This window comes from Acinetobacter sp. 25-47-122 (assembly GCF_056779695.1).
This window is the reverse complement of sequence record NZ_JBWYIJ010000008.1, coordinates 27,567-42,544: the sequence shown is the minus strand read 5'-3', so window position 1 is coordinate 42,544 and position 14,978 is coordinate 27,567. Positions and strand designations below refer to the sequence as shown.

Below are 14,978 nucleotides of genomic sequence, written 5' to 3'. Positions count from 1 at the left end.
GCCAAAAAACAATCGATTTTAGCTTAAAAACGATATTTATACTGTTCAATATTTTTCAAAATATCTTCATTTAAATCGCAATATGCATCTTCATTTGGTAATAAAACCAAAATACGATCTGAAGTTTTGTCTGGAAAATAAGCTTCTTCCTTCAACTTACTCTTTTGATATTTAAATGTTCCTGTGGTTTCGAGTGTTTTCTGTACACGTAAGAACACTGGAACTGCATAGCTTGGCAAAGACTTCTTAAAGAACTGAGCCATATCGGATAAATCTTGCTCATTTAGTTCAGCACCTTCTGCTAAAGTGATGGCTGCCATACCTGCACGACCGTTAGTATTTGGAATCTCAACGCCGTATACCACTGCTTCTGTGATCTTTTCATAATCACTACAAATATTTTCAACTTCAGTTGTAGAGACATTCTCACCTTTCCAGCGGAAGGTATCACCGAGACGGTCAACAAATTGAGCATGGCGGCACCCGATATCTCGCACGAGGTCACCCGTGATGAAATAAGAATCTCCTTTGCTAAAAACATCATGCATGATCGAGGATTTATTCTTTTCTGGATCGGTATAACCATCAAATGGCGAGCGATTGGTAATTTTACCAATCAATAAGCCTGTTTCACCTTTTTTGACTTTAATACAATGACCTTTTGCATCGCGAATAGGAGCTTCTTTTTCCTTGTCATATTGGATGATGGCATAAGGAATAGGAGAGAAACCTACGGTGTTGTCGAAGTTTAAAATATTGGAAAAGCCGACATTGCCTTCACTTGAAGCATAAAGTTCGAGTACTTCTTCAATACCAAAGCGATTTTTAAATTTATCCCAAATATTTGGACGCATGCCGTTACCAATCATCTTGGTGACGCGATGATTGCGATCTTGATGTGATTCAGGTGCATCTAGAAGATAGCGACATAGCTCACCAACATAACCAATTGCTGATGCATTAAATTTTTGAACATCTTTCCAAAAAGAAGAGGTTGAGAACTTACGACGAATCGCTAGTGTCGAACTACCAGCAATTACACCACACCAGCACACTACCATGCCTGTAGCATGATAAAGCGGTAAAGTGACATACATAACGTCATCTTTATTTAGATTGAGGACATGACCATATGTGCCATACGCTAACATCCAACGACTATTGGTAAAGACTACGGCTTTTGGTAAACCTGTTGTGCCAGACGTATAGATGTAGAATAAGCCGTCAGCACCAGTCACCTTATGTGTTTCAGCTAGATTATCTTTAGATTCAGATAAAATTTCTTGTGCAAGATTATGATAGCCTTCAGGTGCTTGACCAGCATTTTGGCGTGTATTTTGATCAGCAAACCAATAGAGCTTATCTTTTGCTACAGTCAGTTGTTCGCGTACTTCATCTACAGCTTCACGGCATTCTTCACCGACAATTACGCTGATTGGTTTAACCAAATTAATACTATGGGTAAGTACCTTACCTGTTTGAGACGTATTGACGAGCGCTGAAACAACCCCAATTTTTGCAAGACCAATGACGGTGGCAATAAGTTCACTACGGTTTTCAACAATGACCGCAATCACATCACCTTTTTTTGCACCTTTAGCGATGTAGTAGTGCGCAATTTGGTTTGCCCAATCATTTAGTTGTTGGTAGGTATATTTCTGATCTTCACATAACAGCGCAATACCTTGAGGATTTTTTTGCGCTGCACGCTCAAAAGCGAGGGCAAGACCTGCTGGCGTTTTAGGAGTACGTAAATAAGCCTGTTTGAGCCCGACAAGAATATTTGGCAACTTCGTGACCAAATGTGGGAGTCGTGCTGCTACGTCTTTGATTCCAATGAGATCGTTTTGATAAGTCTGGCTCATACTGGTCCTATTTTTTGTGATATTCCGTTTAGTCTTTAATTTTTCGCAAGTTTTTTACTTGGTTTTGTCACTGAATATCTTATCCATTTTGAAAAATTGATCAATTCTGAACAGGATTTTTCAGTCAAAACTTTAAAGACCATAACAAAAAAACCTAGCCACCGTAATGACTAGGTTTGTCAAAAGCTAATGTAGTTTAAGCAAATTACTCAGCTGATGGTGTTACTTTTTTTGGTGGGCGACCACGAGGGCGACGCGGACGAACAGGTTTTTCTTCTTCCTGCTGTTCTGCATCATCCTTATCTGCTTCAACTTGTGCAGATTTATCTTCAGCATTTACGGCAACTTCCGCCACTTCAACTTTCGCAGTTTCTGCTTCTGTAGGCACTACTTCATTTGATTCTGAAGATTTTTCTTCAGGTTGCTGTTCTGAAGAAGTTTGAACTTTTTCTTCAGTCTTCACTTCAGATTGAGTCACTTCAGCTGTCTGTGTTGCTGTTTCTTGATGTGCAACTTCAGATGTTGCATCAGCTGCTTGTGGAGCATCCGCAACAGGTGCTTCAACTTTCACGGCTTCTTGTGCTGCAACTTCTTCAAGGCGCGCTTGTTTTGCTTGCTCAGCTGCAAGTTTTGCAAGACGACGACGCTCACGTGGATCATTTGCAACACGCTTATCTGACACTGGTTTTGGAGGTGTTAAGTCTAACACAGGTGCAGGCTCTTTTTCAGCTGGAGCTTGTTGAACAGCGACATCACGTGTTACTGGTTTTTTCTCAGTAACAGGTTCAGCAGATTGAGTATTTAAACTCGCTGCATACTGTTCAGTGAACTTTTGCAATGCGCGATTGAAGGTTGGAATTAATCCAAACTGCTCAATCAATACAGAGCAATCCGCACCATACACATGTTGAATTAAACTTAAAACCGTATGTTGTGCTAAAGCTGGCACTTGTGAAGGGCGAAGCTTCGGCGCATCTGATTTTGCTTTCTGGTCATGTTGATGCTTGTTACGACGACGTTGACGTGGGTCGTTACTTGCACGTTGTGGTGCTTGTTGAGGTTTAACCTCAGCTTCAATGACAGGTTCATCAACCGTAATTTCCACTTGAGGTGCTGACACTTCAGCATCTGTCACAACAGGTGCTGGAGCAGTTGCTACAGGTGCTGCTACTTCAGGCGTTAAAGCAACAATCTCACTTTGTGCTTGATCAACATTAACCACTAACGCTGTTTTAAGCTCCTCATTACGAGGTACATCAATTAAATCAACTTTAACTTGAGCTTCTTGAGCAACAGGTGCTGAAGATTGCTCTTGATTTAATACACTTTGATCGCGTTGACGATTTGGACGTTGTGGACGTTGTGCATTACGGTCACGACGTGGCACAGCTTGTTCAGTTTGTGCTTCGAAAGCTGTCTCGTTTTGTTGAGGGCGCTTTTGATGACGTTTCTGATCACGCTGTTCTTGGCGTTGCTCATGACGGTTTTCATTGCGTGACTCATGACGATTATCTTGACGTTGTTCATGGCGAGGTGCCTGTACAACTTCTTCAATCACATGTTGATCTGCGTTAACTTCGCGTGTGTCACGTTGCTTATTGCGATTTTTCTTGTTATGACGTTGTGGACGCTCGTCTTTTTCAGCTTGACGTTCTTGGTCGCGTGTATCATTTTTCGCAACAGGCGTATGTGAAATATACGCATTTGTTTCAACTGGTGCAGATGCTTCAATTGCCACAGGTGTTACAGGTGCAATTTGACCGAATTGACCACGACTTACGGCACCACCGTTCACCATTTGTTCAATTGCAGCCGCTGCAGAGTTAGCCGTACGCGATTGATCAATCGTACTTGCTTGTTTTTGAACAAACAGATTTTCTAACCATGCGCATGGGCTAGTTGCTGGAGCAGCTACTGCTGGCGCAGTTTTTTGCGCTACCGCAGGTTGTGTAGCATTTTGGTTATTTTTATGACGCTTATTGCCTTTTTCCTGCGTTACAGGGGCATGCGTATGTGGAGCTACATGCTCTTCTTCTAAGTGCCATTCTGAAGACTCATAACCCAACTCTTTTTCACTTGAACGAGTCGCTTCAGTACGTTCATAGCTGGTTGGTGCAAAGCCTTCAGGATTATACGAGATTTCGTAATGTGGCGTTTCTAAATGCGGGTGAGGGAGTACAGTCACACGTACATTTGAAGTTTGCTCCAAATACACGAGGCTATGACGTTTTTCATTGAGAAGGAATGCTGCAATTTCAACAGGAACTTCTACTTGAACTTCACCTTGACGCTCACGAAGTGCAATTTCTTCAACTTTACGCATGATCGAAAGTGAAAGAGAACGCAAGTCACGAACCATACCTGTGCCATGACAACGTGGACATACATAGCCAGTCGCTTCTTCTAAAGAAGGGCGTAAACGTTGGCGACTCATTTCCATTAAGCCGAAACGAGACAATTGACCGAACTGGATACGTGCACGATCACTTTGAGTTGATTCACGCAGTTTCGCTTCAACCATACGTTGATTACGTTCTTTGGTCATATCAATGAAGTCAATCACGACCAGACCACCAATATCACGTAAGCGAAGTTGGCGAGCGATCTCTTCTGCTGCTTCTAAGTTAGTACTAAGCGCAGTTTCCTCTACATCGTGACCACGAGTAGATTTTGCAGAGTTAATATCGATCGAAACCAATGCTTCTGTTTGGTCAATGACAATTGAACCACCAGAAGGAAGTTTAACTTCACGCTCGTAAGCAGTTTGAATTTGACTTTCGATACCAAAATGAGCAAATAAAGGCTCATTCAAAGTATATGTTTTTAACTTGTCTAATTGGTTCGGCATCACGGCTTTAACAAAGTTATAGGCTTCGTTATAAGCTTGTTCAGAATCAATTAAAATTTCTGCAACATCATCACGTAAATAGTCGCGAATTGCACGAGTAACTACACCAGCTTCCTGATGAACCAACATTGGAGAAGGGCCAGAATTTGCTGTACTTTGGATGCGTGCCCAAAGATCGAGAAGGTGCTGAAGATCAAGTTGAAGCTCTTCTTGTGAGCGACCAATCCCTGCAGTACGTACAATCACGCTCATACCACGAGGTACATTTAAAGACGCCAACATTTCTTTCAATTCTTCACGAACTGAACCAGAAATTTGACGACTAATACCACCACCTTTCGGGTTGTTTGGCATTAAGACCAAGTAACGACCCGCAAGGGAAATAAAAGTTGAGAGAGCAGCGCCTTTGTTGCCACGTTCCTCTTTTTCAACTTGAACTAAAAGCTCAGTACCTTCAGTGATTAACTCACGAATGTTTGAAGTTTGACGAGGGTCAGCTTTGTAATATGAGTTTGCGATTTCACGCATTGAAAGAAAGCCTTGACGGCCTGCACCATATTCTACAAAAACAGCTTCAAGAGATGGCTCAACGCGAGTCACATGACCTTTGTAGATATTGGCTTTCTTTTGTTCACGAGTACGATTTTCTAAATCGAAATCGTAAAGACGGTGACCAGTGATGAGTGCAACGCGAACTTCTTCGGCATGTGTTGCATTGATCAACATACGTTTCATGGGTGTAACACCTAATAGTGATACACAAGCAAAAACATCGCGATTTACGTAGCGAACATCAACCCGCATGGATCAATTCTTAGATCACCATAATCAGTTTGATCTAAGTGTATTACCGGCCTTTATTGATGGGCTTCGGTATTTTGATTCACGTATTGATGATGGCAATACGGCTTTAATCCTGTCACTGATTAAAGAAGCCTGAACATTCACTGGCGGACTAACGGTGCATTGGATGTTCGTTACTTTCACTGTCACATTGCTCGAAGATCATCTCTTCAATTTTTTGATAGAGTGTCTTGATACGGAATTATCGTCGTATCTTTACAAATTGTGCAGATCCAATGCATCTAACGTTATAGCCTGAATGAGAAATCAGGTTGCGACTATTCTGATGTGTATCAGTTAACGTTTAAAAACCAACATAATTGTTGGCGACATATTTTTTTAAACAAACTGATTTATGTGCAAAAGCACAATTAAACGCAACAGTTTGTCTTTTTGCCGATATAATAAGCCTTCGGCGTTGGCATATTCTTTTGGGACCATTCCGAGTTTATGCTAAACAAAAATTTAGTTTGAATTTCAAAATTTTGAAATCTCTAAACAAATGTTCACTTACGGCGGTATCCGTGCGCTGACTATAGCAAACCTTAGATCATCTGCCTATGGGCTACACAGACATTTCTAGTCAATTGGGTAGTCTAAATGATCAGTTTTTAGTCGAATTTAGTATTTTTTTAGGTCAACGTAACTGTATGAATTCTACGCAAGAATGGCAAAGCGTCACTTGGTTTGAAGTGGATGAGCACCAATTGGGGCAACGCATCGACAATTTTCTATTCGCTCGTCTTAAAGGAGTACCGAAAAGTCGAATCTATCGTTTAATTCGTGAAGGTCAGGTGCGGGTCAACAAAAAGCGTGTGAAAGCGGAAACCAAATTAAATATTGGTGATCAAATCCGTGTTGCACCGATTCGTTATGAACAAAAAGATGAATCTCAAGCTCCAGTATCAGACAAAGTCGCGCAGGGCTTGTTAAGCCGTGTGGTTTATGAAGATGAAGGTCTTTTAGTGGTGAACAAACCTTCTGGGATTGCGGTGCACGGTGGAAGTGGTGTGGCGTATGGCTTAATTGAAGGCTTACGCGCAGCGACAGGGAAAAAATATTTAGAACTGATCCATCGTATTGACCGAGATACTTCAGGCTTGGTGATGATTTCTAAAAAGCGTAGCGTATTAAAAACACTTCAAGATATGCTTCGTGAACACAAGATTCAAAAAACTTATGCTGCTGTGGTGAAAGGCCAAGTAACACTAGATTCCCAATTAATCGATGCACCATTACATCGCTATGAGTTAGCCAATGGTGAACGTCGAGTGCGTGTATCTAAAGAAGGAAAGCCTTCAAAAACCCAATGGAAGGTAGCAGAACGCTTTATGCATGCATCACTCGTGTATGCATCACCGCTTTCTGGTCGTACACATCAAATTCGTGTACATGGACTCAGTATTGGTCATCCCTTGGTGGGTGATGAAAAGTACGGGCATGAGACGGAATATCGTGGACCTAAACCACGTCGTTTATGTTTACACGCAATGCGCTTAGAGATTCCTGGATATCCAGTAATTGAAGCACCATTGCCTGAGGATATGCAAAGCCTGGTTGCACAACTTCGCGCACAAAAAGCGGATAAACCTGTAGTGCAGTCTCAACAAGACTGATTGCGTCTCAGTGGTTGTGTAAGGATTGAATCATTGTGTCATGACGAGGTCATGCAACGATGAGATCTTAATATGTCAATATGATATTTAAATGGCATCTACCCGATCAAAATTAGGATACAAAATATGACATCAGCGGTAAAACTCATTATTTTTGATTGGGATGGCACCTTATTTGATTCAGTGGGTCAAATTGTTGAAAGTTTAAAATTTGCCGCCAAACAATTTAATCAACCTTTGACTGATGAGGATGCTAAAAGCATTATTGGCTTAGGATTACCTGAAGTAGCGCAGGTTTTATTTCCTCAGGTTCCTGATTTACACGAGGCAATTTTACAGTCTTATTCAGCGCATTATGTTGAGCACTCGAAACATGATCGTTGGTTTGATGGTGTGGCTGAAATGTTGCATGATCTCAAAGAGTCAGGTATTCATTTGGCTGTTGCGACAGGAAAAAGTCGTAAGGGGCTAGATCGAGTACTGGGGCAAACTCAGAGTGTGAGTTTGTTTTCAGCGACACGTGCAGCCAGTGAAACAAAATCAAAACCAGATCCGTTGATGTTGGCTGAAATTTTAGCCGAAACTGGTTTTAATGCAGATCAAGCGATAATGGTAGGAGATACTTCATACGATCTTGAAATGGCATTGAATATTCGTATGCCAAGTGTAGGGGTGACGTATGGCGTTCATGTACCTGAGGTACTACAGCAATATCATCCACTTGCGGTCGTGGATTCCATTGATGAATTACATCAACTTTTAAAAAATTTAATTAATCAGTCAGTTGCTTGCTAAATCACATCGATAAAAAACCCGCTCAATTCAGCGGGTTTTTTATTCACGTTGAACTTTGATTAAAGTCTAAATAAAAGACTTTTGAAAGTAACTCCATAAATTTTTGCACAGCAATACCAGTGGCATTCTTGCGATAACTTACAAAGAGATCAAGCGAAGGTAGCTCTACATCGAGTGGACGAGTCACACTATTTTCCAAGAGAAGTGGCATAATATAGCCAGGAAGAATCGTACACCCTAAGCCAATACCAATAGAGTTAATGTTAAACAAGATATTGTCAGCTTTTTGAACAATTTTAAAAGAAACGCCATTTTGTTCAGCAAAGCCTAAAATGGTGTCATGCAGGGTCTTAGATTGCTCATCTGAAGGGATCACAAAATCAATGCCATCAAGCGCTTTTACAGGAATACGATCGTACTTTGCCAAAGGGTGATCTTTAGGCAGAATAAAAACTAAAGGCTCACGGAGTACAAAGCGACTCTCGATCTCTTCAGAATCTAAACGTTGACGAGTAAAAGTAATGTCCAATTCACCTTTCTTTATGCCTTTGAATTGCTCAATATTATTTAAGCTTTGTAATTCAATTTTTAATTCGGGATTTTGAACACGTAAGTTAGGTAATACATAAGGAAAGATTTTCATTTCTGCAACTGGCACAAAACCAATGCGTAGCATTTTTTGTTTTGCTTTAGACACTTGGCGCGCCATATTAATTGCTTTTTCTGCTTGAGCAATGGTGAGTCTCGCCTGTTCCAGAAACACAGCGCCTTCTTCGGTCAATTCAACTTTTCGTTTGGTTCGATTTAGTAAACGCACACCAACATCTTCTTCTAAATCTTTGATTTGTTGGCTGAGTGAAGGCTGTGCTGTGTAGAGCTTAAGTGCAGCTTTGCTAAAATTAAGCTCTTCTGCAACTGTAATAAAATAGCGCAAATGCCGTAATTCCATATAGCCTTCCAGAGAATAATCTAAAAAATGTCTTAATGTTGCTAAAGATGAGTATAAGTGAAATTGATCAATAAGTAGATGTATTTTGGTATTTAGTTAGTGAATGAAGCATTTTTTTGTATTTTAAAATTTACATGCATTTAATTTCTTACTTAGATAGAAATTTTAGATTTCAAGATCGAACTCTCATCGTGAATGAGTGACTGATTTGTATAGGTTTAGAAAAGATTGTATCTATTAAAGTTGAAACCAATTGTTTCGGCTTTAAGTCTATGAAAAATAATAATGTAGAGAAAAGTACGTTGAAGCTTTGGGAGATCAGTTGTTCAGCGTTAAGTCACATCCTAAACAAAATTTAACTTCCTCTATTTAAGATTTCTGTGGGTGATTAAAAAAACATCAAAAATCAGAAAAAAACAACAAAATCATAAACAAAAAGAAAGTCTGAGTTGTATATGATGAATAATAGAGGGATGATTGGTGTTCTATTTCACAATTTATTGATGAAATTATAACCACTTCATGGGAATTGAGATTGATGTTGTCTTAAATGAAACACGAACAGTGTATCTTTTAAAAACATAATTTAAAAATGCGAATAGATGATGAACATAATCTATTTATATAACTGAATAATCAACTATTTCAAAATCGCTTCGGTTTAAGGTGCTTACATTTATTATGTCTAATTTGACTGATATTCCAACGACGACTTCGAGTAATCCAGAGTCTACACTTGTTGTTGGACGGAAGCCGCAAGATTCTAATCTGCACTATCAACTAAAGACTGAAGATTGTATTCGGCATGTGTGGTTTAAACCAAAACTTAAATTGGTTTCACTGGATCACCATAATGGGCAAAGATTCGTTAATCAGGAACCACGTCCTGCACAGCTCAACCAATGGAATTTATATAAATGGTTGATGGCTCGTAAAAGCTTTACCTGGCAAGGTGATTTCGCGAAAGAGCAACAGGACTTTATTCAAACCAAACGTGCTAAGCCTGAGGCTCGTCCGCATGCAGATTTAGAAGATTGGCAAGTATGGTTTGTTGGTCATGCTACGGTTTTAATTCAAATTGGTCCATATAACTTCTTAACCGACCCTGTATGGGCGGATTATGTAAGCCCAAAGCACGGGAGTGGACCGAAACGTGTTATCCCTGCAGGGATTGCACTTGAAGATTTACCACAGATTCACGCAGTATTACTCAGTCATAATCACTATGATCATATGGATTTAGCGAGTTTGAATTGGCTACATCAAAAATTTGCTATGCCGATCTATACAGGTCTAGGAAATGCAGCCTATTTGCCGAAAGCATTTCATGTGATTGAGATGGATTGGTGGCAGTCTGCCTTATTCAAAGATTTTAAAATTGTCTACACGCCTGCCCAACATGGTTCTGGTCGAGGGCTTCGTGATCAAAACCTTGCATTATGGGGTGGTTTTTCAATTTTATCTGAGCATGGTCATTGTTACTTTGCTGGTGATACAGGCTATGCACAACATTTTAAAGAGATTCACCAGCGCTTAGGTGCACCAAGGATTGCTTTACTGCCAATCGGTGCATATGAACCAAGAGTATTGATGCAATATCTACATATGAATCCTGCTGATGCATTCCAAGCACATAAAGATTTACACGCAAAACGTTCACTAGCGATTCACTATCGTACTTTTCAGTTAACAGATGAAGATCGGAATCAACCTGAGTTGGATCTGCACCAAGCGATGAAAAATGCATCTAAATTTATCAGTCCGTTTTATTGTATTCGGGAAGGTAAAAAACTAATTGTTTGAATAAAAAAAAACCGCTGATAACAGCGGTTTTTTTATGGAGATATTAATTAAAGTAAGCCAGGATTTCCTTGTGCTGGGTCAGTTGCACGTGCAGCCTGTGCATCAGCTACGGTCATGCCTAATGCTTTTGCAACACCCTCGCCATATGCTGGGTCACAAGCATAGCAGTTACGAATATGACGATACTTAATGAAATCTAATGCATCGCCCATTGCTGCGGCTGTATTGTCAAATAAAGCCTGTTTTTGCTGATCATTCATGAGATTGAATAATGCGCGTGGTTGACTGAAATAGTCATTGTCATCTTCGCGGTAATCCCAGAAATCTGCCGCACCAGAAATTTTTAATGGTGGCTCTTTATATTGTGGCTGTTCCTGCCATTGGCTGAAACTATTTGGTTCATAGTGTGGCAAAGCACCATAGTTACCATCAGTACGACCTTGACCATCGCGACGGTTTGAGTGAACAGGGCAACGTGGTGCATTCACTGGAATTTGATAATGGTTAACACCAACACGGTAGCGTGCAGCATCTGCATAGTTGAACAGACGTGCTTGAAGCATACGGTCAGGTGAGAAGCTGATGCCTGGCACTAAGTTACTTGGGGCAAAGGCAGCTTGTTCTACGTCTTGGAAGTAGTTTTCAGGGTTACGATTAAGTTCGAATTCACCGACTTCGATCAAAGGATAGTCCCCTTTAGGCCATACTTTGGTTAAGTCAAATGGGTGATATGGAACTTTCTCTGCATCTAACTCAGGCATGATTTGGACGTACATTTTCCATTTCGGGAAATCACCACGTTCAATCGCATCAAATAAGTCAGTTTGAGAACTTTCGCGATCTTTCGCAATAATCGCTTCAGCTTCTGCATCAGTTAAATTCTTAATGCCTTGTTGCGTGCGCATATGGAATTTAACCCAGAAGCGTTCGTTGTTGGCATTAATGAAACTGAAGGTATGGCTACCAAAACCATGCATGTGACGGTAACCATCTGGGATACCTCGGTCTGACATGACAATCGTCACTTGATGTAATGCTTCTGGAAGTAAAGTCCAAAAATCCCAGTTGTTGGTTGCACTACGTTTGTTGGTTTTAGGATCGCGTTTAACTGCTTTGTTTAAGTCAGGGAACTTACGCGCATCACGTAAGAAGAAAACTGGAGTGTTATTACCTACTAAATCCCAGTTACCTTCTTCAGTGTAGAATTTCATTGCGAAACCGCGGATATCACGTTCAGCATCTGCTGCACCACGTTCGCCAGCAACTGTAGAGAAGCGCACAAAAATATCGGTTTTCTTACCGATTTCAGAGAATAATTTAGCGCGAGTATATTGCGTAATATCATGGGTAACAGTGAAGGTACCAAATGCCCCAGAACCTTTCGCGTGCATACGACGCTCAGGAATCACTTCACGAACGAAGTTGCCTAATTTTTCATTCAGCCATAAATCTTGTGCAAGTAAAGGACCACGTGCACCTGCTGTCATACTGTTTTGGTTGTCTACTACAGGAGCACCAGCATCAGTTGTTAAGTGGGTGACAGGACATTTTTTTGAGTCATCGCTCATATTCATTCTCCATTTATAATATATGCCTTTCTTGATGGTTGGCTGAGCATTCACTTTTATAAGTTCTAGCGCCTCCAATATCAGAGACATGAACCGTTTTGTTCGATCATTCTAAAGCAACATTGTGACAAGAATGTGTGTTTTATTGAGTTTACAAATTCATCATAAATCATGATGCGTTCAATTGGAGTGTTTAATTTGTAAATAAAATTCCAATTACCCTCATATAAATTAAGGGTTTATTTGAATATTCACCAATAGAATATTTGGTTCAAGTTAAAAGGATTTAACGATGATTTACAGTAAGGTTTTGGTTGTGTAATTTTTGGATATGAATCATAAGTTTGGTTGTTTAAGTGTTTGAATCTTACTGTCATGAAGCATTGCATGATTACTTCATGACGGCGATTAACTTAAGAATCTTTGTTAAACATCAAGCACAATGATTGGTGAGCGAGCCACAGTGTTGCATAGGGTAATGCGATGTTGAATAGTGGATGAATTAACTTCTAATTGAGTTTGACCTTCCAATTTAGTGCATACACAGGCTTTGCATAAACCTTGTCGACAACCGCTTGGCAGTTTTAGTCCAGCCCAACGCGCGGCTTCAAGTAAAGTGACATTCCCTTCAATATCGATACTTTTATTACTTTTTTTGAAAATCACTCGACGTGTAACACCATCAGACTCAAAACTGAGAGGAGCAGGTTTAAAATTTTCTGTGTGAAATGCTGCTGCTTTAACGCCTGCTTGAATAAGTTGTTGGCGAGCAGAATCGATTAATGCTTGAGGGGCGCAGGCATATACGTGTTGGCATTTAAAATCTCGAATATAAGGTTGGAAAATTTCAAGACTAAAACGTCCTTGTCGTAAATCAGATGTCGACTCGTTCTGAACTTTGGAGCAGATGAAGTGAACATTCAAATTTGAATACTTCGCGATTTGACGAATCTCATTTTCAAACAAAATAGAATTTTCATCATGGTTAAAGTAAAACAAATGAGCTTCAGCTTTACTTTCGATACGCTGATATTTTCTTAACATACTTAAAATTGGTGTAATACCGACTCCTGCTGCGATAAAGATTAACTTCGGCGGGAGGGTGTCTAAAACAAAATCAGGTGTAGATTGTGGTGGACTTACAATCGTCACCTCTGTATTTACAGGAACATGATCATGAATATAGTGAGAAACGATGCCCGCAGGTGTACGTTTCACTGCTATTTCAAAATAGCCATCTGCGCTTTGGCTTTCATGCAATAAGCTGTATTGACGAATATAAGTTTGCCCATTTATTTCAAAGCTTAATGAAATAAATGCACCTGCCTGCCATTTTAAATGTTCCCAGCCTTGAGGCTTGCTCATTTTGAGTGTTTTGACTTGACCATTAAGCTGTATTTCGACTTGTATAACTTTTGCCGACGCATTATAGAACTGTGGCTTGTGTAAATATGTCATGGTTGAGGGGGGCTGATATTGAATTCCTCGTTTGATACGTTTTAGTAATTCTTTTGGTCGAATCAGTAATTTGAAAGGGTTATTTTTTTCTTGATTACCAAAAGGTAGAGTTCTTTTAATGAGGCTGAGCGGTATCGCTGGAATCAGCTTTTCCATGGGTGAATTGTGATAAGGCAAATGATATTTTTCACAAATACTACGTACTACAGCTTTGATTTGTCTTTGACGATTACATGCTAAATCTGGAAATAAATGATGCTCAAGATGTGTATCTAATCCGCCATAAAAGATTTCAAATGGAGGTGGATTTGGATACGGGACCTCATCATCAAGGATTTTTTTGAGAAACTGATCCAGCGGTGCATATGGGATAAAATTGGTGGTACTTTTAATCTGTCGTATGAAATATTCTTCTTGCGTCTCATCAGGTCCAGGATCTGAATAAAGCTCCAAATTTTCAGCGTGATGTTCTAAGAAGAGGATATGAAGTAAAAAACCATAGCCTATCGTTGTTGTAAGATAATTTCCGATAAAAACAGGTAATTTTTTTGACCATTTTGCAGCGACTGGTGCTTCAATAAACTGTTTTTGAGCATGAGCTTTTATGAGACGAAGTGATTGAGTAAAGGTTTCTTTGGAAAGGATCTTTCGACCTTCTGTACGTGCTGCTGATGTGGCTGTATAGAGTGTGAAATAGTAGGATGGAGTGATCATCAGCGCACTGTAAATCAGCAATTGAACACTGTGATGCCCATACCAGCTTTGACCTACCAAGCTTCTTAAAAAGGAATACCCTAAATCATGATCTTTGCCAACGATGTTGGTAAATGGATGATGATTTTGATGATGCATGACGCGCCATTCACGAGGATCAGTCACAAAGTCCCATACCCAGCGTTCTGAATGAAACTCGGTTGCTTGGGGGAGGTGATCATAACTTCCGTGCATGATGTTATGACCGAGCTCTGAAAATTCGAGTAGGGTGTGTAAACAACCCAGAATAATGCCCCGTCCCCAAGATTCTAAACATATACATTCACGAATAAGTTGCTCACTGCGTAATTTTATAGCCTTTGAATATGCAGCAACATTTCGAATATGATCAATATCTTGGTCGTTCATCTCGGCTTTGGTTTTTTGATATAACGCCGTGAGTTCATTGACCAGGCTTTGCTGTTCCTCAGCAAGATTGGTATACATGTTCATAAAAAATTCCATTTTCTTTTTTTATGA

The 14,978-nt window shown here is 40.0% G+C and carries 9 protein-coding genes; 4 read left to right on the top strand and 5 right to left on the bottom strand.

Annotation, left to right across the window (positions count from 1 at the left end):
- Positions 1-23: 23 nt before the first annotated feature.
- Together AC1M9P_RS08680 and AC1M9P_RS08675 are read right to left on the bottom strand one after the other, a co-directional pair.
- Complete coding sequence (locus AC1M9P_RS08680) at positions 24-1,865, bottom strand: long-chain-acyl-CoA synthetase (protein ID WP_481587340.1); 1,842 nt, start codon at positions 1,863-1,865, stop codon at positions 24-26.
- Between the two features lie 205 nt (positions 1,866-2,070).
- Complete coding sequence (locus tag AC1M9P_RS08675; RefSeq protein WP_481587411.1) at positions 2,071-5,448, bottom strand: Rne/Rng family ribonuclease; 3,378 nt, start codon at positions 5,446-5,448, stop codon at positions 2,071-2,073.
- Positions 5,449-5,515: 67 nt separating this feature from the next.
- On the opposite strand from AC1M9P_RS08675, the gene AC1M9P_RS08670 reads away from it, so the two are divergent.
- The 3 genes from AC1M9P_RS08670 to AC1M9P_RS08660 all read left to right on the top strand — a co-directional run bounded on the left by AC1M9P_RS08670 (position 5,516) and on the right by AC1M9P_RS08660 (position 7,967).
- Positions 5,516-5,653, top strand: coding sequence for a hypothetical protein (locus AC1M9P_RS08670; protein ID WP_179998737.1), 138 nt, complete (start codon positions 5,516-5,518; stop codon positions 5,651-5,653).
- A 553-nt stretch (positions 5,654-6,206) separates the two neighbouring features.
- Positions 6,207-7,172 (top strand): RluA family pseudouridine synthase, encoded by a 966-nt coding sequence (locus AC1M9P_RS08665; RefSeq protein ID WP_035264199.1) that lies wholly within the window; start codon positions 6,207-6,209, stop codon positions 7,170-7,172.
- Positions 7,173-7,298: 126 nt separating this feature from the next.
- Entirely contained in the window at positions 7,299-7,967 is a 669-nt protein-coding gene (locus AC1M9P_RS08660) for an HAD family hydrolase (protein WP_092766702.1), read from the top strand.
- A 43-nt stretch (positions 7,968-8,010) separates the two neighbouring features.
- On the opposite strand, the gene hcaR is transcribed toward AC1M9P_RS08660, so the two are convergent.
- A complete protein-coding gene (gene hcaR / locus AC1M9P_RS08655; protein WP_092766703.1) occupies positions 8,011-8,916 on the bottom strand; it encodes a DNA-binding transcriptional regulator HcaR in 906 nt (301 codons plus the stop codon).
- Positions 8,917-9,597: 681 nt separating this feature from the next.
- Between hcaR and AC1M9P_RS08650 the strand changes: the two genes are divergently transcribed.
- Complete coding sequence (locus AC1M9P_RS08650; RefSeq protein ID WP_092766704.1) at positions 9,598-10,719, top strand: MBL fold metallo-hydrolase; 1,122 nt, start codon at positions 9,598-9,600, stop codon at positions 10,717-10,719.
- 47 nt (positions 10,720-10,766) lie between these two features.
- Here the strand turns inward: AC1M9P_RS08650 and AC1M9P_RS08645 are convergent, their stop codons facing one another.
- Positions 10,767-12,287, bottom strand: coding sequence for a catalase (locus tag AC1M9P_RS08645; RefSeq protein WP_035264193.1), 1,521 nt, complete (start codon positions 12,285-12,287; stop codon positions 10,767-10,769).
- Between the two features lie 426 nt (positions 12,288-12,713).
- The gene (locus AC1M9P_RS08640) at positions 12,714-14,951 is read right to left on the bottom strand and encodes a fatty acid desaturase (RefSeq protein WP_481587339.1); all 2,238 of its coding nucleotides are present in this window, start codon (positions 14,949-14,951) and stop codon (positions 12,714-12,716) included.
- Between the last annotated feature and the right edge of the window lie 27 nt (positions 14,952-14,978).